Origin of the sequence: Streptomyces sp. NBC_01498, from assembly GCF_036327775.1 — a bacterium.
Classification (GTDB): Bacteria; Actinomycetota; Actinomycetes; order Streptomycetales; family Streptomycetaceae; genus Streptomyces.
Genome location: NZ_CP109598.1, coordinates 124,177 through 150,061, shown reverse-complemented (window position 1 = coordinate 150,061; position 25,885 = coordinate 124,177). Strand labels below are relative to the sequence as shown.

General features: G+C 75.3%; 7 protein-coding genes. 6 read left to right on the top strand and 1 reads right to left on the bottom strand.

What is annotated here, in order from left to right:
- The first annotated feature begins 15 nt into the window (after positions 1-15).
- A complete protein-coding gene (locus OG875_RS00480; RefSeq protein ID WP_330172191.1) occupies positions 16-15,678 on the top strand; it encodes a type I polyketide synthase in 15,663 nt (5,220 codons plus the stop codon).
- A gap of 128 nt (positions 15,679-15,806) precedes the next feature.
- The gene (locus OG875_RS00475; RefSeq protein WP_330172190.1) at positions 15,807-19,754 is read left to right on the top strand and encodes a type I polyketide synthase; all 3,948 of its coding nucleotides are present in this window, start codon (positions 15,807-15,809) and stop codon (positions 19,752-19,754) included.
- A gap of 66 nt (positions 19,755-19,820) precedes the next feature.
- On the opposite strand, the gene OG875_RS00470 is transcribed toward OG875_RS00475, so the two are convergent.
- Positions 19,821-19,979, bottom strand: coding sequence for a hypothetical protein (locus OG875_RS00470; protein WP_330172189.1), 159 nt, complete (start codon positions 19,977-19,979; stop codon positions 19,821-19,823).
- Positions 19,980-20,448: 469 nt separating this feature from the next.
- Between OG875_RS00470 and OG875_RS00465 the strand changes: the two genes are divergently transcribed.
- The 4 genes from OG875_RS00465 to OG875_RS00450 are packed head-to-tail and all read left to right on the top strand — an operon-like array spanning position 20,449 to position 25,788.
- The gene (locus tag OG875_RS00465) at positions 20,449-21,252 is read left to right on the top strand and encodes an ABC transporter ATP-binding protein (RefSeq protein ID WP_330172188.1); all 804 of its coding nucleotides are present in this window, start codon (positions 20,449-20,451) and stop codon (positions 21,250-21,252) included.
- Positions 21,252-23,777, top strand: coding sequence for an FtsX-like permease family protein (locus tag OG875_RS00460; RefSeq protein ID WP_330172187.1), 2,526 nt, complete (start codon positions 21,252-21,254; stop codon positions 23,775-23,777). The genes OG875_RS00465 and OG875_RS00460 overlap by 1 nt, the downstream gene beginning before the upstream one ends.
- Positions 23,774-25,180 carry a sensor histidine kinase gene (locus tag OG875_RS00455; protein ID WP_330172186.1) on the top strand — a complete coding sequence of 469 codons (1,407 nt, stop codon included), beginning with the start codon at positions 23,774-23,776 and terminating at the stop codon, positions 25,178-25,180. Before OG875_RS00460 ends, OG875_RS00455 begins: the two co-directional genes overlap by 4 nt.
- Positions 25,144-25,788: a response regulator transcription factor gene (locus OG875_RS00450; RefSeq protein WP_330172185.1), complete on the top strand. Its 645-nt coding sequence runs from the start codon at positions 25,144-25,146 to the stop codon at positions 25,786-25,788. Before OG875_RS00455 ends, OG875_RS00450 begins: the two co-directional genes overlap by 37 nt.
- The last annotated feature ends 97 nt before the right edge of the window (positions 25,789-25,885 follow it).

The following is a 25,885-nucleotide window of genomic DNA, read 5'->3' as shown; positions in this document are numbered from 1 at the left end:
AAGTGGCGACATCCGATGACAGACGATGACAAGCTGCTCAGCTACCTCAAGCGGGTCTCGGCGGAACTCCACGAGACGCGCAGGCGGCTGCACGAGGCCGAGTCCGAGAACCAGGAGCCGATCGCCGTCGTCGGGATGAGCTGCCGCTTCCCCGGCGGCGTCAGCACCCCCGACGAGCTGTGGCGGCTGCTGTCCGAGGGCACGGACGCCATCACGGAGTTCCCCGGCGACCGGGGCTGGGACGTGGAGGGGCTGTACGACCCCGATCCGGACGCGGCGGGCAAGAGCTATGTGCGCAGGGGCGGGTTCCTGGAGTCCGTCGCGGACTTCGACCCCGACTTCTTCGGGATCTCGCCCCGCGAGGCCGTCACCATGGACCCGCAGCAGCGGCTGCTCCTGGAGACGTCCTGGGAGGCGCTGGAGGACGCCGGGATCGCACCCGGTTCCGTACGCGGCACCCGCGTCGGCGTCTTCACCGGCACCAACGGCCAGGACTACCGCGACCTGCTGGCCCGCTCCGCCGACGAGGGCGAGGCGCTGGGCACCGGCACGCTCGCCGCGGTGATCTCCGGGCGCGTCTCCTACACCCTGGGCGTCGAGGGCCCCGCCGTCACCGTCGACACCGCCTGCTCCTCCGCGCTGGTCGCGCTCCACCTCGCCGCGCAGGCCCTGCGGCAGGAGGAGTGCACCCTCGCCCTCGCGGGCGGCGTGTCGGTGATGACCACCCCGGGCTCCTTCGTCGCCTTCAGCCGCCAGCGCGGGCTCGCCCTCGACGGCCGCTGCAAGTCCTTCTCCGACGACGCCGACGGCACCGGCTGGGGCGAGGGCGTCGGCGTACTGGTCCTGGAACGGCTGTCCGACGCCCGCCGCAACGGCCACGAGGTGCTCGCAGTCGTACGCGGCTCCGCCGTCAACCAGGACGGCGCGTCCAACGGGCTCACCGCCCCCAACGGGCCCTCCCAGCGGCGTGTCATCCGCCAGGCGCTGGACAGCGCGGGCCTCACGCCCGCCGACATCGACGCCGTCGAGGCGCACGGCACCGGCACCCCGCTCGGCGACCCCATCGAGGCGCAGGCGCTGCTCGCCACCTACGGCCACGACCGGCCGCAGGGCCGGCCCCTGTGGCTCGGCTCCGTCAAGTCGAACATCGGGCACACCCAGGCCGCCGCCGGAGTCGCCGGCGTCATCAAGATGGTGCTGGCGCTGCGGCACGGCGTCCTGCCGAAGACGCTCCACGCCGACCAGGCGTCCACCCGCGTCGACTGGACGGCGGGCGACGTCCGGCTGCTCGGCGAGGCCCGCCCCTGGCCCGGGTCGGACCGGCCGCGCCGCGCCGCCGTGTCGTCCTTCGGCGTCAGCGGCACCAACGCGCACACCATCATCGAGGAGGCGCCCGCGCCCGAGCCCGCCGTCGCGGCCGACGGCCCGGCGCCCGAGCCGCGTACCGCCCCGTCCCCGCTGCCCTGGCTCGTCTCCGGCCGCACCGAGGAGGCACTGCGCGCACAGGCCGCCCGGGTCGTCGCCGCCGTCGCCGAGGAGGACCCCGCCGACGTCGCCCACGCCCTCGCCACCGCCCGCACCCCGCAGGAGTACCGCGCCGTCGTCCTCGGCGCCGACCGCGACGCGCTCCTGCACGGCATGGCACAGGTCGCCGACGGCGCGCCCGGCACGCTCACCGGCCGGGTCGTCAAGGGCCACACCGCCTTCCTCTTCACCGGCCAGGGCTCCCAGCGCCCCGGCATGGGCCGCGAACTGTACGACCGGTTCCCGGTCTTCGCCGCCGCCTTCGACGACATCTGCGCCCGCTTCGACGACGGACTGCGCGACACGGTCTTCGGCACCGACCCCGAGCCGCTGAACCGCACCGCCCGCACCCAGGCCGCGCTCTTCGCCCACGAGGTGGCGCTGTACCGCCTCGTGGAGTCCTGGGGCATTACCCCCGACTACCTCGCCGGACACTCCGTCGGCGAGATCACCGCCGCCCACGTCGCCGGGGTCCTCACCCTGGACGACGCCTGCGCGCTCGTCGCCGCCCGCGGCCGGCTGATGCAGGAACTGCCCGCGGGCGGCGCGATGATCGCCGTCCGCGCCACCGAGGCGGACGTCCTGCCGCTGCTGTCCGAGCGGGTCGGCATCGCCGCCGTGAACGGACCCGACGCCGTCGTCGTCTCCGGCGCCGAGGCCGACGTCACCGAACTGGCCGCGCACTTCGAGAAGACCAGGCGCCTCGCCGTCTCGCACGCCTTCCACTCGCCGCTGATGGAACCGATGCTGGCCGAGTTCCGGGCGGTCGCCGAAAGCCTCACCTACCACCGGGCCACCCTGCCCGTCGTGTCCAACCTCACCGGCGCCCTCGCGGGCGACGCCCTCGCCACCGCCGACCACTGGGTGCGGCACGTACGGGACGCCGTACGCTTCCACGACGGCGTCCGCACCCTCGAACAGGCCGGTGTCACCCGCTTCCTGGAACTGGGCCCCGACGCCGTCCTCACCGCCATGGCCCGCACCGGCCTGGCCTCCCCCGACGCCGTCCTCGCCGCCGCCGCGCGGCGCGACCGCCCCGAGACCGAGACCCTCCTGGCCGCCGTCGGCCGGCTCCACACCGCCGGACTCGACGTCGACTGGTCCGCCCTCTTCCGGGGCGCCCGCCGCGTCGCGCTGCCCACCACCGCCTTCCAGCGGCAGCGCTACTGGGCCGACCCCGCCACCGGCGGCGGCGACGTCTCCTCCGCCGGGCTCGACTCCGCCGACCACCCGCTGCTCGGCGCCGCCACCCTGCTCGCCGACACCGACGGGGCCGTCCTCACCGGCCGCCTCTCCGCCCGCACCCACCCCTGGCTCGCCGACCACGTCGTCGGCGGCCGGATCGTGGTGCCCGGCACCGCCATGGTCGAACTCGCCGTCCGCGCGGGCGACCAGGTCGGCAGCGGCCGGCTCGACGAACTCGCCCTCGAAGTACCCCTGGTGCTCCCGGCCGGCGAGGCCGTCCGCGTCCAGGTCACCGTCGGCGCCCCCGGCCCCGACGGCACCCGCACCGTCGCCGTCCACGCCCGCCCCGAGGACGCCACCGCCGACCGGCCCTGGACCCTGCACGCCGCCGGACTCCTCGCCGATCCCGCCACCGCGCACACCGCGCCCGGCGAACCCCTCACCGCCTGGCCCCCGCCGGAGGCCGAACCCGTCGACCTCACCGGCCTGTACGAGCGGCACGCCGCCTCCGGACTCGACTACGGCCCCGTCTTCCGCGCCCTGCGCGGCGCCTGGCGCCGGGGCGACGAACTCTTCGCCGAGGTACGCCTCGACGAGCGCCCCGCCGCCGACGCCGCCTCCTTCGGCCTGCACCCCGCCGCCTTCGACGCCGCCCTGCACTCCCTCGCACTGCTCGGCGACGGCTCCGACGACGACACGGCACGCCTGCCGTTCATGTTCGCGGGCGTGTCCCTGCACGCGGTGGGTGCCTCGGCGCTGCGCGTCCGGCTCGCCCCCACCGGCACCGACACCTTCACCCTCGACCTGGCCGACGCCACCGGCGCGCCCGTCGCGACCGTCGACTCGCTCGCCGCCCGCCCGCTCACCCACCTGCGGGACGCCGGCACGCACGGCGCCCGGCCCGACGACGCGCTGTACCGCGTCGGCTGGCAGCCCGTGCCCTGGCTCGGCACCGACACCACCGACAGCGACTACGACACCCAGGACCCCGCCGCCGACGGCGCGGACGACGCCCGCGTCCTGCACAGCGTGCCCGGCGCGGACCCCGGCGCCGTCCGCGCCGCCACCCGCGCCGCCCTCGAAGCCCTCCAGGACGACGACCCCCGCCCGCTGGTCGTCGTCACCCGCCGCGCCGTGTCCACCGACGGCGAGGAGGACGTGGCCGACCTCGCGGGCGCCGCCGTCTGGGGACTCGTACGCTCCGCGCAGTCCGAGACACCCGGCCGGTTCACCCTGCTCGACCTCGACCCGGCGGCCGAAGCCGACCTCGCGGTGCCGCTCGCGCTGGCCTCCGGCGAACACCAGCTCGCCGTCCGCGCGGGCACCGCCCACGCGCCCCGGCTGCTCGCCGCGGGCACCCTCCCGGCCACCGGACCCCTCACCCTCGACCCCGCGGGGACCGTGCTGCTCACCGGCGCGAGCGGCGGTCTCGGTCCGGTGATCGCCCGGCGGCTCGTCTCCGAGCACGGCGCCCGGCACCTCATGCTGGTCAGCCGGAGCGGGCGCGCCGACGAGGCGCTGGTCGCCGAACTCACCGCGCTCGGCGCCGACCCCACCGTCCACGCCTGCGACGTCGCCGACCGCGCCGCGCTCGCCGCGCTGCTCGCCGGCGTGCCCGACGCGCACCCGCTGACCGCCGTCGTCCACGCCGCCGGCGTCCTGGACGACGGCGTGGTCTCCGCCCTCACCCCCGAACGCCTCGACACGGTCCTCGGACCCAAGGCCGACGGGGCGCTCCACCTGCACGAGCTGACCGCCGGACTCGACCTGCGCGCCTTCGTGCTGTTCTCGTCCGTCGCCGGTGTCGTCGGCTCACCCGGCCAGGGCAACTACGCGGCGGCCAACGCCCTCCTCGACGCGCTCGCCGCCCACCGCGCCGCCCACGGCGCCGCCGCCCTGTCGCTCGCCTGGGGCCCCTGGGCCCCGCTCGGCGGGATGACCAGCAGCCTGCACGATGCCGACCTCGCCCGCATGGCGCGCGGCGGCATGGCCCCGCTCGCCGCCGACGACGGCGCGGACCTCTTCAGCCTCGCCCTCGGCTCCGGGCTGCCCGCCCTTGCCCCCGTCCGGCTCAACACGGCCGCGCTGCGCGCCCAGGGCGCCGCCGTGGCGCCCGTCTTCCGCGCCCTCACCGGCCGCACCGTCCGCCGCGAGGCCCTGGCGGAGGGCGCCGACGTGTCCTTCACCGACCGGATGGCCGCCCTCGGCGACCAGGACCGCGCCGACGCCCTGCTGCGCACCGTACGCACCCATGTCGCGGCCGTCCTCGGCCACGCCTCGCCCGACGCCGTCGACCCCGAACGCGCCTTCAAGGACTCCGGGTTCGACTCGCTCGCCGCCATCGAACTGCGCAACTCGCTCGCCGCCGAGACCGCCCTGCGGCTGCCCGCCACCCTCGTCTTCGACTACCCGTCCGCCGCCGCGCTCGCCGCCTTCCTCGGCACCAAGGTCGGCGACACGCCGGCCGTACGCCGCCCGGCGGGCCGCGACACGCGGCGCCGCACCGACGAACCCCTCGCCATCGTCGGCATGGCCTGCCGCTACCCCGGCGACGTCCGCACCCCCGAGGACCTGTGGCGACTGGTCGCCGAGGAACGGGAGGCGATCACCACCTTCCCGGTCAACCGGGGCTGGGACACCGACCGCGTCTACGACCCCACCCGGCAGCGCCCCGACACCAGCTACGTGCGCAAGGGCGGATTCCTGCACGACGCGGGCGAGTTCGACGCCGCGTTCTTCGGGATCTCACCCCGCGAGGCCCTGGTGATGGACCCCCAGCAGCGGCTGCTGCTGGAGACCTCGTGGGAGGCGCTGGAGAGTGCCGGCATCGACCCCGGCTCGCTCAAGGGCAGCCGGACCGGTGTGTTCGCGGGTGTCATGTACCACGACTACTTCGGCAGCTTCGGCACCGGCTCCATCGTGACCGGCCGCGTCGCCTACACCCTCGGACTTGAGGGCCCCACTCTCTCCGTCGACACCGCCTGCTCGTCGTCGCTCGTCGCCCTGCACCTGGCGGCGCAGTCGCTCAACCGGGGCGAGTCCGACCTCATGCTCGTCGGGGGCGTCGCCGTCATGGCGACCCCGGAGACGTTCATCGAGTTCAGCAGGCAGGGCGCGCTCGCGCCCGACGGCCGGTGCAGCGCCTTCGCGACCTCCGCCGGCGGCACCGTGTGGGGCGAGGGCGTCGGCGTCCTGGCCCTCGAACGGCTCTCCGACGCCCGCCGCAACGGCCACGAGGTGCTCGCCGTGCTGCGCGGCTCCGCCGTCAACCAGGACGGCGCGTCCAACGGCCTCACCGCGCCCAACGGCCCCTCGCAGGAACGCGTCATCGAACAGGCCCTGGCCAGCGCCCGGTTGCGGCCCGCCGACGTCGACGTGGTCGAGGCGCACGGCACCGGCACCACCCTGGGCGACCCGATCGAGGCACAGGCGCTGCTCAACACGTACGGGCAGAGCCGCACCGACGAGCCGCTGTGGCTCGGGTCGGTCAAGTCGAACATCGGCCACACCCAGGCCGCCGCCGGTGTCGCCGGCGTGATCAAGATGATCATGGCGATGCGACACGGCGTACTGCCCCGGACCATCAACGTCGACACGCCGTCCGACCAGGTCGACTGGACCACCGGCGAAGTCGCGCTCCTCACCGAGTCACGCGCCTGGCCCGACCGGTCCCGGCCCCGCCGCGCCGCCGTCTCCTCGTTCGGCATCAGCGGCACCAACGCCCACGTCATCATCGAACGGGCGACCGAACCGGCGGTCGTACGGGACGAGACACCCGGCACGGACACCCCCGCCACCACCGGGGAGACCCCCGCCGCCCCCGTCCCCTGGGTGCTCACCGCCAAGTCGCCCGCCGCGCTGCCCGCCCAGGCCGCCCGGCTCCTCGCCCACCTCGACACCCACCCCGAGGCGCGCCCCGCCGACATCGCCCACTCCCTGGCCGCCACCCGCGCCCGCTTCGCCCACCGCGCCGTCGTCGTCGGCGCCGACGCCGCCGAACTGCGCGACTCCCTCACCGCCCTGGCCCGGGGCACCACCGCCCCCGGCCTCGTCGAGGGCACCGCCCCCGGCACCGCCAGGCCGCTGTTCGTCTTCCCCGGCCAGGGCTCCCAGTGGACCGGCATGGCCACCGAACTCCTCGACACGTCGCCGGAGTTCGCGGCCAGGATGCACGCGTGCTTCGCCGCCTGCGCCCCGTACGTCGACTGGGACCCGATGACGGAGCTGAGCGGCCCGCTCGACCGGGTCGACGTCGTCCAGCCGCTGCTGTGGTCGGTCATGGTCTCCCTCGCGCACACCTGGGCCGCCCACGGCGTACGCCCCGCCGGAGTCATCGGCCACTCCCAGGGCGAGATCGCGGCGGCCGTCGTCGCCGGGGCGCTCTCCGTCGAGGACGGCGCCCGGATCGTCACCCTGCGCAGCAAGGCCATCGCCGAGGACCTCGCGGGCAGCGGCGGCATGATGTCCGTCGCCCTGGCCGCCGACGAGATCGGCGAACGCATCGCCGCCTGGGACGGCCGGATCTCCGTCGCCGCCGTCAACGGCTCCGCCTCCGTCGTCGTCTCCGGCGACCCCGGGGCACTGGACGAGCTGAAGGTACGGCTCAAGGCCGACAACATCCGCGCCAAGCGGCTGCCCGTGGACTACGCGTCGCACTCCGCGCACGTCGAGACGCTGCGGGCCCGGCTGCTGACCGACCTGGCCGACGTCACCCCCCGGCCCTCCGACGTTCCCCTGTACTCGACCGTCACCGGCGAGCTCCTCGACACCACGACGATGGACGCCGCGTACTGGTTCACCAACCTCCGCGAGACCGTCCTGTTCGAACAGGCCACCCGCGCCGCCGTCGCCGCCGGCCACACCCTGTTCGTGGAGTCCAGCCCGCACCCCGTCCTGACCATCGGCGTCCGCGAGACCGACGAGTCCGTCACCGCCGTCGGCTCGCTGCGCCGCGACGAGGGCGGCCCCGCCCGCTTCGTCACCGCGCTCGGCGAGGCGTTCACCGGCGGCGCCGCCGTCGACTGGGACACCGTCCTCGCCCCGCACCGGCCGCGCCGCGTGCCGCTGCCGCCGTACGCCTTCCAGCACGACTGGTACTGGCTCGACAGCGTCTCCGGCGACGGCGACGTCACCTCCGCCGGGCTCGACAGCACCGGACACCCGCTGCTCGGCGCCGCCATGGTGCGCGCCGACGGCCAGGGCCTCGTCCTGTCCGGCCGGCTGTCCGCCGGCACCCACCCCTGGCTCACCGAGCACGTCGTCGGCGGCCAGGTGCTCTTCCCCGGCACCGGCCACCTCGAACTCGCCCTGCGCGCCGGCGAACAGGCCGGCTGCGGCCGGGTCGCGGAACTCACCCTGGAGGCCCCGCTCGTCCTGCCCGAGCAGGGCGCCGTACAGCTCCAGGCCGTCGTCGGCGCCGACGACGGCCACGGCAACCGCCCCGTCTCCCTCCACTCCCGCCCCGAGAACTCCGACGACGACCTCGCCTGGACCCGCCACGCGGAGGGCCTGCTCGCCCCGGCCGTCCCGGTCGCCGACCCCGGCCTCGCCGTCTGGCCGCCCGAAGGCGCCCGACCGGTGCCGCTGGACGGGCTGTACGAGCGGCTGCTCGACGTCGGCCTGTCCTACGGGCCCCTCTTCCAGGGCCTCAAGGCGGCCTGGCGGCACGGCGCGGACCTCTACGCCGAGATCGCCTTCGACCAGCAGACCGACGGCTACGGGCTGCACCCGGCCCTCGCCGACGCCGCCCTGCACACCGTCGGCCTCACCGACGCGGCGGGCGACGCCGCGCTCCTGCCGTTCGCCTGGACCGACGTTCAGCTCCACGCGACCGGCGCCACCGCCCTGCGGGTACGGCTGCGCCCCGCCGGCGACGGCGCACCCGAGGGCGCCGTGACCCTGGACCTGGCCGACCCGACCGGCGCGCCCGTGGCCACGGTCGGCTCCCTCGCGCTGCGCACGATCTCCACCGAACAGATCGAGGCCGCCGCGCGCGCCAACCTGGCGGGCTCACTGCACCGCGTCGCCTGGGAGCCCGCGCCCGCGCCGTCCGCCGCCCCCGACGACCGGCCCGTGACCGTCCTGCGCGCCCCGGCCGGCACCGACGCCGCCGCCGTCCGCGCCGCCTTCGACACCGTCCTCGCCGCACTCACCGGGGCCCTCGCCGACGAGACGACCGCCGACCACCGGCTCGTCGTGGTCACCGGGACCGACCTCGCGGGCGCCGCCGCCGGCGGCCTCGTCCGCTCGGCCCAGACCGAGAACCCCGACCGGATCGTCCTCCTCTCCTACGACGGCCCCGCCACCGACCCCCTTCCCGACGGCCTGGTCACCGCCGCCCTCGCCACCGGCGAACCCCAGCTCGCCGCCGCCGGGGACGGCACCCTGACCGTGCCGAGGATCGTCAGGTCCGCGCCCGCCGACGGGACGCCGGACGCGCGCCCCGACCTCACCGAGGGCACCGTCCTGGTCACCGGCGCCGCCGGCGCGCTCGGCCGGGTCGTCACCCGCCACCTCGTCACCGACTGGGGCGTACGACGCCTGCTGCTGCTCAGCCGGCGCGGCGCCGACGACGCCCTCACCGCCGAACTCACCGCGCTCGGCGCCGAGGTCGACACCGCCGCCTGCGACGTGGCCGACCGCGACGCGCTCGCCGCCGTCCTCGCCGCCGTCCCGGCCGACCGGCCGCTGACCGGCGTCGTGCACGCGGCGGGCGTCCTCGCCGACGGCGTCCTGTCCTCCCTCACCCCCGAGCGGGTCGACACCGTCTTCCGGCCCAAGGTCGACGCCGCCTGGCACCTGCACGAACTCACCGCCGGTCTCGGCCTGCGGGCGTTCGTCCTCTTCTCCTCGGCGGCGGCCACCCTCGGCTCGCCCGGCCAGGGCAACTACGCGGCGGCCAACGCCTTCCTCGACGCCCTCGCCACCCACCGCCGCGCCGCCGGACTGCCCGCCCACGCCCTGGCATGGGGCCTGTGGGAGCAGGCCAGCGGCATGACCGGCGCACTCGACGGCACCGACAAGTCCCGTATCGCGCGCGGCGGTGTCTCCCCCCTCGCCACCGAGGAGGGCCTCGCCCTCTTCGACGCCGCCCTCGCGGGCGAGGACGCCGCGCTGCTGCCGGTCAAGCTCGACCTCGCGAGCCTCCGCGCCCAGGGCGACGCGCTGGCGCCGCTGCTGCGCCGGCTCGTTCCCGTACGGCGTGGCACGGCCGCGGCGGCCGGGACCGGCCAGAGCGCCGACTCGCTGCGCGGCAGGCTCGCCGCGCTCCTCGACAGCGAACGCGAACCCCTGCTGGTCGACCTCGTCCGCTCCCAGGTCGCCGCCATCCTCGGCCACCGCTCCGCCGACGCCGTCGAACGCACCGCCCCCTTCAAGGAGTTGGGCTTCGACTCGCTCGCCGCCGTCGAACTGCGCAACGGACTCAACGCGGCCACCGGCCTCCGGCTCCCCGCGACACTGGTCTTCGACCACCCGACCCCCACCGCCCTGGCCGGCTTCCTGCTGACCCGCCTCACCGAGGGCCTCGACACCGGCGCCGCCCCCGCCACGGCTGCCGCGGCGACCGCCCGGCCCGCCGCCGACCCCGACGAACCCATCGCCATCGTCGGCATGGGCTGCCGCTTCCCCGGCGGCGTCGAGTCCCCCGAGGACCTGTGGCGGCTCGTCGCCGACGGCACCGACGCCATCGGCGCCTTCCCCGACGACCGGGGCTGGGACCTGGACGCGCTCTACGACCCCACCCTCGACCGGCCCGGCACCAGCTACACCCGCGAGGGCGGATTCCTGCGCGGCGCCGCCGACTTCGACGCCGAGTTCTTCGCCATGGACGGGGAGGAGTCCCTGGTCAGCGACCCGCAGCAGCGGGTCCTGCTGGAGACCTCCTGGGAGGCCCTGGAGCGCGCCGCCATCGACCCGGCGACCCTGCGCGGCTCACAGACCGGGGTCTTCGCGGGCGTCATGTACCACGACTACTTCGGCAGCTTCGGCTCCGGCAGCGTCGTCTCCGGCCGTATCGCCTACACCCTCGGCCTGGAGGGCCCGACCCTCTCCGTCGACACCGCGTGCTCGTCGTCCCTGGTCGCCCTGCACCTCGCCGCCCAGTCGCTGCGCCAGGGCGACTGCTCGCTGGCGCTGGCCGGCGGCGTGACGGTCATGGCGACCCCCGGCGTGTTCGTCGAGTTCAGCCGCCACCGCGGGCTGTCCGGCGACGGACGGTGCCGCTCCTTCGCCGACTCGGCGGGCGGCACCGGCTTCAGCGAGGGCGCGGGCGTCCTCGTCCTGGAACGGCTCTCCGACGCCCGCCGCAACGGCCACCGGGTCCTCGCGGTGCTGCGCGGCACGGCCGTCAACCAGGACGGCGCCTCCAACGGCCTCACCGCCCCCAACGGCCCCGCCCAGCAGCGCGTCATCCGCAAGGCGCTCGACGCCGCCGGGCTCACCGGCGCCGACGTCGACGCCGTCGAGGCCCACGGCACCGCCACCACCCTCGGCGACCCGATCGAGGCCCAGGCCATCATCGCCACCTACGGCACCGGGCACAGCGCGGACCGGCCCCTGTGGCTGGGCTCCGTCAAGTCCAACATCGGCCACACCCAGGCGGCGGCCGGTGTCGCGGGCGTCATCAAGATGGTGCAGGCCCTGCGCCACGGCGTCCTGCCGGGAACCCTCCACGTCGACGAGCCGTCCCGGCACGTCGACTGGGAGGAGGGCAACGTCCGCCTGCTCACCGAGTCGCGGGAGTGGCCGTCGTACGACGAACGGCCCCGGCGCGCGGGCATCTCGTCCTTCGGCCTCAGCGGCACCAACGCGCACGTGGTCATCGAGGCGGCGCCCGAACCGGCGCCGACGGCCGGGGGAGCGGACCCCGGGGACACCGTCCCGGCGGACCCGGCCACCGTGCCGTGGGTGCTCTCCGGGCACACCGGGGACGCGCTGCGCGCCCAGGCCGCCCGGCTGCTCGACCGCTTCGACACACTGACGCACACCCGTACCGACGCCGACGCCGACGCCGACCCCGCCGCCGGGGCGGCCACCCCCCTCGCCGCCGCCCTCCCCGTGGCGGGCGCCCTCGCCACCACCCGCGCCCACCACCCGCACCGCGCCGCCGTCCTCGGCAGCACCCCCGCCGAACTCCGCGACGGCCTGCGGGCCCTGGCGGACGGCACCGGCGCGGCCACCGTGCTCACCGGCACCGCCACGGACGGCAAACTCGCCTTCCTGTTCTCGGGCCAGGGCTCGCAGACCGCCGGCATGGGACGCGAACTCGCCGCCGCGTTCCCGGCGTTCGCCGCCGCCTTCGACGCCGTGCGCACCGTGCTGGACCCGCTGCTGTCCCGCCCGCTCGCCGAGGTCATGGACGACGAGGAGGCACTGGCCCGCACCGAGTTCACCCAGCCCGCCCTGTTCGCCGTCGAGGTCGCCCTCTACCGCCTCCTCGAATCCCTCGGGGTGAGCCCGGACCTCGTCACCGGCCACTCCATCGGCGAGTTCGCCGCCGCCCACGTGGCCGGCGTGCTGGACCTGGGAGACGCCTGCGCCCTGGTCGCCGCCCGCGGCCGGCTGATGCAGGAACTCCCGCCCGGCGGGGTCATGACCGCCGTCAAGGCCACCGAGGACGAGGTACGGCCGCTGCTCACCGACGGCGTCGGCATCGCCGCCGTCAACGGGCCCGACGCCGTCGTCGTCTCCGGCACCGCCGACGCCGTACGCGCGCTGGCCGCCCACTTCGGGCGGACCCGGGAGCTCGCCGTCAGCCACGCCTTCCACTCGCCGCTGATGGAACCGATGCTCGCCGCCTTCGAGGACGTGGCGACGGCCGTCACCTACCACCGGCCGACGCTGCCCGTCGTGTCCGCGCTGACCGGCGCCCCGGTCACGGACGACGACCTCCGTACGCCCGGCTACTGGGTACGGCACGCCCGCGAGGCCGTACGGTTCCACGACGCCGTCCGCGCCCTGGAGGCCGCCGGGGTCCGCCGGTTCGTCGAGGTCGGACCCGGCGCCGCCCTGACCCCCATGGCGATGGGCGCCCTCACCGGCGACGCGCTGGTGGTCCCCGCGCTCCGCAAGGACCGCGACGAGCCGTCCTCGGTCGTCGCGGCGCTCGCCGCACTGCACGTGCGCGGCGGCCGGGTCGACTGGGCGCGGCTGCTGCCCGACGGCGCCGGGGTCGACCTGCCGACGTACGCCTTCCAGCGCCGCAGGTACTGGCTGGACAGCGAGCCGCAGGCGGCCGGCGCCGCAGGCGGGCACCCGCTGCTCGGCAGCGAGGTGGCACTCGCCGGATCGGGCGGCACCCTCTACACGGGCACCCTCTCGCCGCGTGAGCGCCCCTGGCTCGCCGAGCACGTCATCGGCGGCGCCACCCTGCTGCCGGGCACCGCGTTCGTGGAGATGGCACTCGCGGCCGGGGCGCGCGCCGGATGCGACACCCTGGACGAACTCACCCTCGCCGAACCGCTGTTCCTGCCCGAGAAGGGCGCCGTCCCCCTCCAGGTCACGGTCGGCGCGCCCGACGACAGCGGCGCGCGGCCGTTCCACGCGTACTCCTCCGCCGTCCCCGGCGGCCCCTGGACCGAGCACGCGGCCGGTCTGCTGCGGCCCGGCACCGGACCCGCCCCGCGCTCCACGGCCGTCTGGCCGCCGGAGGGCGCCGAACCGGTCGACCTGACCGGTCTGTACGACCAACTGGCCGCACTCGGCGCCGACTACGGCCCGGCCTTCCAGGGGCTGCGCGCCGCCTGGCGCCTCGGCGACGAGGTGTTCGCCGAGGTGACGGTCGATCAGGACCCGGACCCGGTGGGCCCGTTCGGGCTGCACCCGGCGCTGTTCGACGCGGCGCTGCACGCCGTCGGACTGCGCGAGGGCGCCGCCCGGACCCTGGCGCTGCCCTTCGTCTGGAGCGGCGTCGGCCTGCACGCCACGGGCGCGACCGCCCTGCGGGTACGGATCGGTCCGGGCGGACCCGGAGCGGTACGCGTCGAGGCCACCGACACGGTCGGTACCCCCGTCGTACGCGTCGAGTCCCTGGCCCTGCGCGAGCCGCCGCGCGACCTCGCCGCCCGTGCGGCGGGCGGCGACGACGCGCTGTTCGCCCCGGCGCTGGCGGATCTGCCGGTCGCCGGCGTGCCGTCCGGCGGGCACTGGGCCGTCCTCGGGTCCGCCCCCGGGGAGCTGGCGGACGCCCTGGCGGACCACGGCGGCCGGGTGACGGCGGTGACCTCGCCCGACGAGGCACCGGACGCCGGCACCGTCGTCCTGCCGTACGCCACCGGTCCCGCGCCGGACGACGTCCGGGCCGGACTCGCGTCCCTGCTGGGCCGGCTGACGGCCTGGCTCACCGACGACACGCACACCGACACCACCCTGGCCGTCGTGACCTCCGGGGCCGTCGCCCGCGACGGGGGCCCGGCGGCCGATCCCGGCGCGGCGGCGGCCTGGGGCCTCGTCAGGTCCGCCCAGTCCGAACACCCCGACCGGATCGTGCTGGTCGACACCGACCCGGCGGACCCGTCGTGGCGCCGGCTGCCCGAGGCGGTCGCCGCCGCCCTCGCGGCCGGTGAACCCCAGGTGGTGGTGCGCGACGGGGAGTTCGCCGTGCCCCGGCTCGTCCGGGCACCGCGCCCCGCCGAACCCCGCACACCCGACTGGCGCGGCGGCGTCCTGATCACCGGCGGCACCGGCGCGCTCGGCCGGCTGGTGGCCCGCCATCTGGTCACCACGCACGGCGCGGACCGTCTGGTGCTGCTCAGCAGGCGCGGCCCGGACGCCGACGGGGCGGCCGAACTCGTCGCGGAACTCGGCGTGCTGGGGGCGGAGGCGACCGTCGTCGGCTGCGACGCCGCCGACGCGGCGGCCCTGGCCGAGGTGTTCGCCGCGCATCCGGTCACCGCCGTGGTGCACGCGGCGGGCGTCCTGGACGACGCGACGCTCACCACGCTCACCCCGGAGCGCCTGGACACGGTCCTGCGCCCGAAGGTGGACGCCGCCTGGAACCTCCACGAACTGACGAAGCGTCAGAACATCGCGCACTTCGTCCTGTTCTCCTCGGCGGCCGGTCTGCTCGGCAGCCCCGGGCAGGCCAGCTACGCCGCGGCCAACGCCTATCTGGACGCGCTGGCCGGCCACCGCTCGGCGCTCGGACTGCCCGGCGTCTCACTGGCCTGGGGCGCCTGGGCGGGCGGCGGCATGGCCGACCGGCTCGGCGACACCGACAGCCGACGGCTGGAGCGGGGAGGGGTGACCGCGCTCGACGAGACGGCCGGGCTCGCCCTCTTCGACGCCTGCGCCGCCCGCACCGAACCGGTCCTGATGCCCGCCGCCCTGGACCTGGCGGCGATGGCCCGCAGCGGCCGGGTCCCGCCGCAGCTGCGCGGACTGGTCCGGCCCTCCCGCCGGCTCGCCCGCGCCGCGTCCTCCGCGTCGGCGGCCCTGCGCACCGGCCTCGCCGGGCTGACCCCCGACGAGCGGACCGCCGCGCTGCTCGACGTGGTCACCGACGAGGCGGGGACGGTGCTCGGGACCGGCGAGATCGATCCCCAACTCGCCTTCAGCGAACTGGGCTTCGACTCGCTGACAGCGGTCGAGTTCCGCAACCGGCTCAACGAGGTGAGCGGTCTGAGGCTGCCCGCCACGCTGATCTTCGACCATCCCAGCCCGGCCGTCCTCGCCGCCCATCTGGCCGACCGGCTCGCCCCGGAGACACCGGACACCGCCACGGCGGCCAACGGCGGCACGAACGGCACCGACGAGGACTCGGTCCGCCGGGTCTTCGCCACCATCCCGTTCGCCGACCTGCGGGAGTCCGGCCTCATGGAAGGCCTGCTCCAGCTCGCCGGCCTGCGTACCGGCGGCGCGGGAGAGCCGGAGCCCGCGGAGGACGGCCGCGCGTCCATCGACGCGATGGACGCGGAAAGCCTGATCAGCCTCGCGCTCGACGACCTCGTCAAGGACGACGACACCCGGTGACGAGGCGACCGTGACCGTGGCCGGGCGGCGCTGCCCGGCCACGGCCGCGGCGGACCCCCGGGGGCCGCGCCGAACGGACACCCGCGCTGATCCACGGGGATCGACCGGACAGACCCAGAAGGAGAGACGTGGCCGAGCCCGCGAAGCCCGACACCAGGATGCTCGAAGCGCTGCGCGCTTCGCTCAAGGAGACCGAGCGGCTGCGCGAGCAGAACCGCGCGCTCACCGCCGCGCAGCGCGAGCCCGTCGCGATCGTGGGAATGGCCTGCCGCTACCCGGGCGGTGTCAACTCCCCGGACGAACTGTGGGAGTTGCTGGCGGACGGCCGGGACGGGGTCACCGCGTTCCCCGCCGACCGGGGCTGGGAGCGGGCCCTGCACGACGACGCCGGGGAGAGCCGGTCGGTGACCGGCGAGGGCGGGTTCCTGCACGACGCGGGGGAGTTCGACGCCGCGTTCTTCGGGATCTCACCCCGCGAGGCCCTGGTCATGGACCCGCAGCAGCGGCTGCTGCTCGAAGGGTCCTGGGAGGCGCTGGAGCACGCGGGCATCGACCCGGCGACCCTGAAGGGCAGCCGGACCGGGGTCTACGCCGGGGTGATGTACCACGACTACTTCGGCAGCTTCGGCACCGGCAGCATGGTCGCCGGCCGGGTCGCCTACACCCTGGGCCTGGAGGGCCCCACCCTCTCGGTCGACACGGCGTGCTCCTCGTCGCTGGTCGCCCTGCACCTGGCGGCGCAGGCGCTCCAGCAGGGCGAGGCGGACCTCGCGCTGGCCGGCGGTGTCACGGTGATGGCGTCCCCCGGCACCTTCGTGGAGTTCAGCCGGCAGGGCGCCATCTCCCCGGACGGGCGCTGCAAGTCGTACGCCGCCGACGCGAACGGCACCGGTTTCGCCGAGGGCCTGGGCGTCCTCGTCCTCGAACGGCTCTCCGACGCGCGGCGGCTGGGCCACGAGGTGCTGGCCGTCGTACGCGGCTCGGCGGTCAACCAGGACGGCGCGTCGAACGGCCTGACCGCGCCCAACGGCCCCTCGCAGCAGCGGGTGATCCGTGCCGCGCTGTCCCGGGCCCGGCTGTCCGCCGCGGACGTGGACGTGGTCGACGGACACGGCACCGGCACCACGCTCGGCGACCCGATCGAGGCCCAGGCACTCCTCGCGACGTACGGCCAAGGACGCCCCGACGGGGCGCCGTTGCTCCTCGGATCGGTCAAGTCCAACCTCGGCCACACCCAGGCGGCCGCCGGTGTCGCGGGCGTCATGAAGATGGTCCTCGCCATGCGGCACGGCGTCGTGCCCGCGACGCTGCACGCCGACGAGCCGTCCCGCCAGGTCGACTGGACCGACGGCGCGGTCGAACTGGTACGGGAGCCACGGCCGTGGCCCGAGGCGGACCGCCCGCGCCGCGCCGGGGTGTCGTCCTTCGGCATCAGCGGCACCAACGCCCACGTCATCATCGAACAGGCCCCGCCCGCACCCCCGGCCCCGGACCCCGAACCGGCCGAACCGCCCGTCGTCGTCTGGCCGTTGTCCGCCCGCACCCCCGAGGCCCTCACCGCCCAGGCCGCCCGGCTCCGCGACTTCGCCGCCGCGCGCCCCGCGCACACCCCCGCCGCCGTGGCGCGCGCCCTCGGCACCCGCCGTACCGCCTTCGCCCACCGGGCGGCCGTCACCGGCACCGACCGGACCGCGCTCCTCGCCGCGCTGGACGCCCTCGCGCGCGGGGAGAGCACCCCGGCGGTGGTCCGGGGCCGTACCCGCGCCAAGGCCCGCACCGCGTACCTGTTCACCGGCCAGGGCGCGCAGCGGCTCGGCATGGGCGCCGAACTCCGCGCCCACCACCCGGTGTTCGCCGCCGCCTTCGACGAGGCGGAGGCGGCGCTGGGCATCGGACTGAGCGAGGTCCTCGCGGGCACCGACAGCGCGGCGCTCGACCGCACCCGGTACGCGCAGAGCGCCCTGTTCGCCTTCGAGGTCGCCCTCTACCGCCTGCTGGAGTCCTGGGGCCTGCGGCCCGACCACCTCGCCGGGCATTCCATCGGCGAACTCGCCGCCGCGCACGTGGCGGGCGTCCTGTCCCTGGCCGACGCCGGCCGGCTGGTCGCCGCCCGGGGCCGGCTCATGCAGGCGCTCCCGGAGGGCGGGGCGATGGTCGCCGTCCAGGCCACCGAGGACGAGATCCGCCCCCTGCTCGGCGCGGGCACCGACATCGCCGCCGTCAACAGCCCCTCCTCCGTGGTCGTCTCGGGCGAGCGGGAGGCCGTCCTGGCCGTCGCCGGGCACTTCGCCCGGACCAGGCGGCTCACCGTGTCGCACGCCTTCCACTCCGCCCTGATGGACGGCATGCTCGACGACTTCCGCGCGGTCTGCGAGACCGTCGTTCTCCACGAGCCGCGCATCCCGCTCGTCTCCGGCGTCACCGGTGAACTCGCCGGACCCGGGCTGCTCACCGACCCCGCGTACTGGGTCCGGCACGTGCGCGAGCCCGTCCGGTTCGCCGACGCCGTCAGGACCCTCACCGGACGCGGCGTCGGCCGCTTCGTGGAGGTCGGCCCCGACGCGGTCCTGACCGGCATGGCACGCGAGTGCGCGGTCGCCGACGACGCCGTGTTCGTCGCCCTCGGCCGCCGCAAGGGACCGGAGAGCGCCGCCCTCGCGACCGGGATCGCCCGCCTGTACGCGGACGGCGCGGCACCCGACTGGACCGGACCGTTCCCCGGTACGGCGGTGGCGCCGCTGCCCGCCTACGCCTTCCGCCACGAGCGCTACTGGATCCCCGCGGACGTCGCCCTGAACGCGCCCGCCCTCGACACCCCGGGGCAGGCGCCGCAGGACCCCGCCGCCGGGCCGGAGCCGCTGCGCGACCGGCTCGCCGGGCTCGGCCCCGCCGAGGCGGCCGAGGCGCTGACCGCACTGGTGAGCGCCGAGGCCGCCGCGCTGCTCGGCTACGCCCCGGACGGCGGCATCGGCGCCGACACCCCCTTCCTCGAAGCGGGCATGGACTCGGTGACCGCCGCCGAACTGCGCGGCGCGCTGCGCGCCGCCACCGGCGTCGCCCTGACGACCGGAGCCGTCTTCGACCACGGCACGCCCGCCGGGCTCGCCGCCGTCCTGCACGAGGAGTTCGCCCGGGGCGGCCCCGCCCCGGCGGACCGGGGGAGCGACACCCCCACCGGGGAGCCGGAGACGGCCCCCGCCGCTCCCGCCGCCCCGGACCGCGAGTCCGTCAGCGGACTGCTGCGGATGGCCGCCGCCGGTGGCCGGATGGCGAAGGGCCTGGACCTGCTCGGCGCGATCGCCGCGATCCTGCCCGGCTTCACCACCGTCGCCGAACTGGGCCGGCTCGCCCCGCCCGTGCGCCTCTCCCGGGGTCCCGCGCCCCGCCGCCTGATCTGTGTGCCCTCGCCCATGGCGCTCGGCGGCGCCCATCAGTACGCCCGCTTCGCCGCGCACTTCCACGGCCGTACCGAGGTCGCGGTGCCCGCCGTCCCCGGCTTCGGCCGTGACGAGCCGCTGCCGCTCTCCTTCGACGCCGTCGTGGACGTCCTCGTGGAAGGGACCCGGCAGGCCGCCGGTGACGCCCCGTTCGTGCTGCTCGGCTACTCCTCCGGGGGCCAGTTCGCGCACGCCGTCGCGGAGTCCCTGGAGAAGGCCGGCACCCCGGCGGACGGCGTCGTCCTGCTGGACACCTATCTGCCGGACGCCCCTGGCCCGGACGGCGCCGGGAACGACGGCCTGTGGCGGGAGATGTTCGCGGGCATGCTCGACCGGGAGGACAGCTTCGGCGGGTTCAGCGCCCCGCGCCTCGCCGCCATGAGCCGCTACAGCGAACTCATCCTCGACCGGTCGCCCGGCGCGCTCACCGCCCCCGTGCTGTTCGTGCGCCCCGCCGAGTCGTTCGCCTCGGGCGCCGCCACCGACAACTGGCGTGCCACCTGGGAGGCGGAGCACACCCTGCGCGAGGTCCCCGGCGACCACTTCACCCTGCTGGAGGACTCCGCGACCGCGACGGCGCGGACCGTGGACGACTGGCTGACGGGGCTGCCGGACGGCGGCCGTGCGCCCGGCAGTTGACCCCGGACCGGGCGACGGGCCGGCGTACCCCCCTCGGGAGGTACGCCGGCCCGCACGGCGTTCAGCTCACGCCGTGCACCGGCGCACCAGGCCCTCGTCCTGGAAGTGCGTGACCCACGCGTCCACCTCGGGACGCAGCGACTCGGAGGCGATTCCCCACTGTTCGGCCAGCACCTCCGCGGCGCGCCCCGGCTCCCAGTCCTGCCGCTGGAGAACGATCCACATCAGCGTGCCCGTGGGGCCGCAGCGATGTCTCAGACCGGTCCGCGGAAGAAAGAAATCAACCTTGCCGTCGGGCAGAACGTGTGTTTCCAAGCCGCTTTCCGATCGCATGGCGACTTCATCCTCCAATTACTGTGGGGGGCATTCCTCTGTTGCGCTGCGAGCCTATTGTCGAGCGCGTCGCCACGAAATACAGCCGACTCCCGAAATTCGGGTGCACGAAACGTCACCGGGCGTAGTGGACCTGCGTGCACCTTGACTGCGAGCCCCCCGGATGTCCTTGGAAGGGATGGCCGAAAACAGCTCCGATCAGGCGTGATGTAGATCATCGGGAGATTCTTCCGGCCAGGAGGTAGAAGAACTTCTACTCCCGATACACCGCCTGGGGCCAATGTCCCCGACCCGTCCGTTCCTTAGGCTTCAGCATGACGACACGTCACCCGACGACACATATTCAGTAGGGGGAGTCCCTGTGCACGCGAATGAACACACCCACCGGGAAACGGCGGTACGGCTCGAATCCGTCGCCAAGACCTACGGCGACGGCGACAATCGGGTCACCGCGCTGAAGGAATTGAGCCTGAGCTTCGGCGCGGGGACGTTCACGGCCGTCATGGGCCCCTCCGGTTCCGGCAAGAGCACCTTCCTGCACTGCGCCGCCGGCCTGGTGAAGCCCACCTCCGGAGCGGTGTACGTCGGCGGCACCGACCTCGCCCACATGGACGAGGTCGCGCTGACCAAGCTCCGCCGGGACCGGATCGGCTTCATCTTCCAGGCGTTCAACCTGCTGCCCGCGCTGACGGTGACCCAGAACATCCTGCTCCCGCTCGAACTGGCCGGCCGCCGCCCCGACAAGGAGCTGATCCGCTCCGTCGTCGACCGGGTCGGCCTCACCGACCGCACCGGCCATCTGCCGGGCGAACTCTCCGGCGGCCAGCAGCAGCGCGTGGCCATCGCCCGCGCCCTGGTCACCCGGCCCGACGTGGTCTTCGCCGACGAACCGACCGGCGCCCTCGACACCCGTACGGCCGGGGCCGTCCTCGCCCTGCTGCGCGAGTCGGTCACCGTGGCCGGCCAGACCCTGGTCATGGTGACCCACGACCCGGTCGCCGCCTCGTACGCGGACCGGGTGGTCTTCCTCGCCGACGGCCTCCCGGCGGGCGAGCTGCACCGCCCGACCGCCGACGCGGTCGCCGCGCGCATGACCCGCCTGGGAGCCTGGGAGAGCGACGCGCAGACGCCCGCCTCGCCGATCGTGACGGGCGGCCGGTACTGATGGGTCTCCTCGCTTTCCGTACGCTCAAGTTCCGCAAGGCCAGCTTCGTCGCGACCTTCTTCGCGATGTTCCTCGGCGCCGCGATCGTCATGGCCTGCGGCGGTCTCATGGAGACCGGGATCCGCATGGACGCCCAGCCGCAGCGGCTGACCGGCGCCCCGATCGTGGTCACCGCCGACCAGACCTCCGACGCGGGCGCCCTGTCCGAGCGCGGCCGTCTCGACCCCGGACTGGTCGCCGCCGTGACCGACGTCCCCGGCGTCGCCGAGGCCGTGCCCGACGTGTCGTTCCCCGCCGTGGTGGTGCCCGGCGGCGCCGGAGCCGCCGACATCGACGCCGCCGACGGCGGATCCACCGCCGGTCACGGCTGGACCTCGGCCGCCCTGGCGCCGTACACCCTCGACGTCGGCGCCGCCCCCACGGGCGCCGACGAGGTCGTACTCGACAAGGCCCTCGCCGAGCGCGCCGACGCGTCCGCCGGCTCCCGCGTCGTCCTCGCCGTCCAGGGCGTCTCCCGGTCCTACCTGGTCAGCGGAATCGTCTCGCGCCCCGGCTCGGGCGGCGACCCCGCCGTCTTCGTCTCCGACGACCAGGCACACCGACTGACCGGCGGCCGGGTGGACTCCATCGCCGTACTGCCCGAGGACGGCGCCTCCCTCGCCACCGTCACCGCCGCCGTGACGGACGCGGTCGACGGCGGGGCGAGCGTCCTCACCGGCGAACGCCGGGGCCTCGCCGAGGCGCCGGGCGCGCTGACCGCCCAGCGCACCGTCGTCATCCTCGCCGCCGTCTTCGGCAGCTGGGCCGTCCTCGTCGTCCTGTTCGGCGTCGCCTCCACCCTCGGCCTCACCCTCCAGCAGCGCACCCGCGAGATGGCCCTGCTGCGCTCCATCGGTACGACGTCGAGCCAGCTGCGCCGGATGATCCTCTGGGAGACGTCCGTCCTGTCCGTCGTCGCCACCGCCCTCGCCGTGTTCCCCGGGTATCTCCTCGGCCGGCTCATCTGCTCGATCCTCACCGACAGCGGTGTGCTGTCCCCGGTGATCGTCTTCCACCAGGGGCCGGTCCCGACGCTCGTGGGTGCCGTCACCGCCGTCCTCGCCGCGGCCGGCGCCACCCGCTTCGCCGGGCGTAAGGCGGCCCGTACGGAACCCGTCGCGGCCCTCTCCGACAGTGAGGTCCGGCCCCGCTGGTTCACCCGCAACCGGATGCTGCTGTCCCTGTTCTTCCTCACCGTCGGCCTCTCCCTGTCCGCGACCACGGTGCTGGTCATGGAGAACGGCCCGACCCTCGCCAGCACCGCCGGACCCGCGTCCGTCTTCTTCAGCATCGGCATCGCCCTGCTGGCCCCCGGCATCTGCGCGGCCGTCGTGGCGGTCCTCGGCTGGCCCGTACGGCTGCTGACCGGTCTGCCCGGACGGCTCGCCGTACGCAACACGGCCACCAACCCGGTACGCATGGCGAGCGCCGCCGCCCCCGTGATCATGCTGATCGCCATCGCCACCGGCACGCTCTACATGCAGTCCACCGAGGACGTCGTCTCCGCCCGCAGCTACGAGGAGGGCATCAGCGCCGACTTCGTCCTCGACTCCGACGCGGGCGGATTCCGCCCCGAGGCCGTCGAGCGGGTCGCCGCACTGCCCGGCGTCGCCGCCGCCTCCGGACTGATCACCTCGCGCGGCTACGTCGAGGCGGAGTCCGGCACCACCGACACCGCCCTGCGCGGCGTGGACGCCGGCGGAGTGGGCGGGACCCTGGCCCTGCGCGACGTCACCGGCGCACTCGACGCGCTGAGCGGCGACACCGTCGCGCTGTCCGCCGCACGCGCCGAGACCTTCGGCGTCACGGTCGGCGACCGGCTGCCCGTCCGGCTCGGCGACGGCACCGGAATCAAGCCGGAGGTCGTGGCCCTGTACGCGGGCGACCCCGACGAGGAGTTCCTGCTGCTGCCCGCCGCCACGCTCACCGCGCACACCACCGCGGGCCTCGCCGAGCACCTCCTCGTCCGCGCCGACCCGGACACCGACCCGGGCATCCTCAGCAGTGAACTGGCTTCCTTCGCGGCCGAGTTGCCCGGTGCCTCGGTGTCCGACAGCTCCACCCTCAGCGGCTCCAGCGACTCGATCCAGCAGATCCTGGTGACCGCCAACTACACCGTCGTCGCCATGATCGTGGGATACGCCGCCATCACCGTCATCAACACCCTGGTCGTGGTGACCCGCAAACGGCGCCGGGAGATCGGGCTGTCCCGGCTCACCGGAGCCACCCGCGCGCAGGTCTTCGGCATGCTGAGCGTCGAGGGGGCACTGATCTCCGTGGTCGCCGTCCTGCTCGGCACCCTCGCCGCGGCCACCACGATCGTCCCGTACGCGATGGTGAAGAACGACTCGTTCCTGCCCGCCGGTCCGGTCTGGATCTACCTCGCCGTCGTCGGCGGATCGCTGCTGCTGATCTTCGGCGGTACGCTCTACCCGTCCTGGCGCGGCATGCGCACCCCGCCCGTCGAGACAGTGGCCGCCGAGTGAGAGAGCAGACCATGGTCGCCGAGGGACCGGCCACCGGCCGGCCACGGCCGGACGCCGGACCAGCACCGGCCCCGGCTCCGGCCGACGGGACGACGCCCCCGGGCCGGGCGGTCCTCGCGGCGGGGCGCCGCCGCGCCCGGCGGGCCGTCCGCGACACCGGCACGGGCGTCCTCGTCGGACTGAGCACCATGCCGTCCCTGGCGTTCTTCCTGGTGACCGCGTACTTCGTCGGACTGTTCGTGATCGGCATCGGCGCCGTCGCGCTGCCGATCTGTGTGCCCGCCGTCCGCCGGCTGTGCAACTGGGCCCGGCGGACGGCCGGCCGGGCCGGTGTCCCGGTCGAGGTGCCGTACCAGCCGGAACCGGCCGAGTTCGAGAAGGACATCGTCGGATGGATGCGCCGCTGCAAGTGGATCCTCACCGACCGGGCGACCTGGCGGGACCTCCTGTGGCTGCTCCTCAACACCGCCGTCGGCATGGTCGGGTTCGTCCCCGCCGCCCTGCTCTACTACGCCGGTGAGGGACTGGTCCTGGCGGCCGGCCTCGGGCGGGGTCTCGCGGGCGGCCACGGCGCCGGACGGATGTACTGCGGTGTGGTGGTGGACAGTTGGCCCACCGCCGTCGCCGCCGGGTTCCTGGCCCTCGGCGTCCTCGCCGTCTGGATCGCCACCACCCGCCACGTCCTCCTCGGCCACGCCTGGTTCACCCGCTACCTGCTCGGCCACACCGACACCACCCGGCTCGCCTCCCGCGTCCGGCACCTGGCCGAGAGCCGCTCCGGCGCGCTGGACACCCAGGCCGCCGAACTGCGCCGGATCGAACGCGATCTGCACGACGGCGCCCAGGCCCGGCTCGTCGGCCTCGGCATGACCCTCGGCGCGGCCGACCGCCAACTCGACAAGGACACCGAGGAAGCCCGCCGGCTGCTGCGCGAGGCCCGCGCCTCGTCCGTCCTCGCCCTGCGTGAACTGCGCGATCTGGTACGGGGCATCCACCCGCCCGTCCTCGCCGAACGCGGCCTGGCGGACGCGCTGCGGGCCCTGTGCCTCGCGAGCCCGCTGCCGTTCGAGGCGTCCGTGACGGTCCCCCCGCGGCTCTCGGCGCCGGTCGAGTCCGCCGTATACTTCTCGGTGTCCGAGCTGCTCACCAACGTGCTGAAACACGCCGGAGCGAGCCGCGGCGAGCTGACCGTCCGTCATGAACGCGGCGTGCTCCACGTCCGTGTCACCGACAACGGCCGGGGCGGCGCGCGCATGAGTGACGGGTCCGGCCTCGCCGGAATCCGGCGGCGGCTCGCCGCCTTCGACGGCACCATCGACATCAGCAGCCCACCCGGCGGCCCCACCGTGACCGAGTTGGAGATTCCGTGCGCGTCGTCCTCGCCGAGGACCTTTTCCTCCTGAGGCAGGGGCTCGTGCAGCTCCTGACATCGTTCGATTTCGAGGTCGCGGCGGCGGTGGACAACGGCGAGGATCTCGCGAGAGCCGTGGCGGAGCACCGTCCCGACATCGCCATCGTGGACGTCCGGCTGCCGCCCACCTTCACCACCGAGGGCTTACGGGCCGCGCTCCAGGCCCGCCGCGACATGCCGGGCCTGCCCATCCTCGTCCTGTCCCAGCACGTCGAGCAGATGTACGCGCGGGAGCTCCTCGCCGACGGCACCGGCGGCATCGGCTATCTGCTCAAGGACAGCGTCCTGGACGACGAGCAGTTCGTGGAGGCGATCCGCCGGGTCGCCAAGGGCGGTACGGCCATGGACGCCGCGGTCGTCGCCCAGCTGATGGTCAGCCACTCCCTGGACGCCGGCATCGAGAACCTGACGCTGCGCGAGCGGCGGGTGCTGGAACTCATGGCCGAGGGCTGCTCGAACGCGGCCATCGCCGCCCGGCTCACCGTCAGCGAGGGAGCGGTCGCGAAACACATCTCCGGCATCTTCACCAAACTGACGCTCCCTCAGGACAGCGACGTCAACCGCCGGGTGATGGCCGTGCTCACCTACCTCAACGCCTGACAAGTCGCCCGACAGGCCGTCAGATCGACACGGACGGTGCACGGGCGAAGGCCCCGGGGGGACGGTGAACTCACCGGCCCCCCGGGGCCTTTCACGA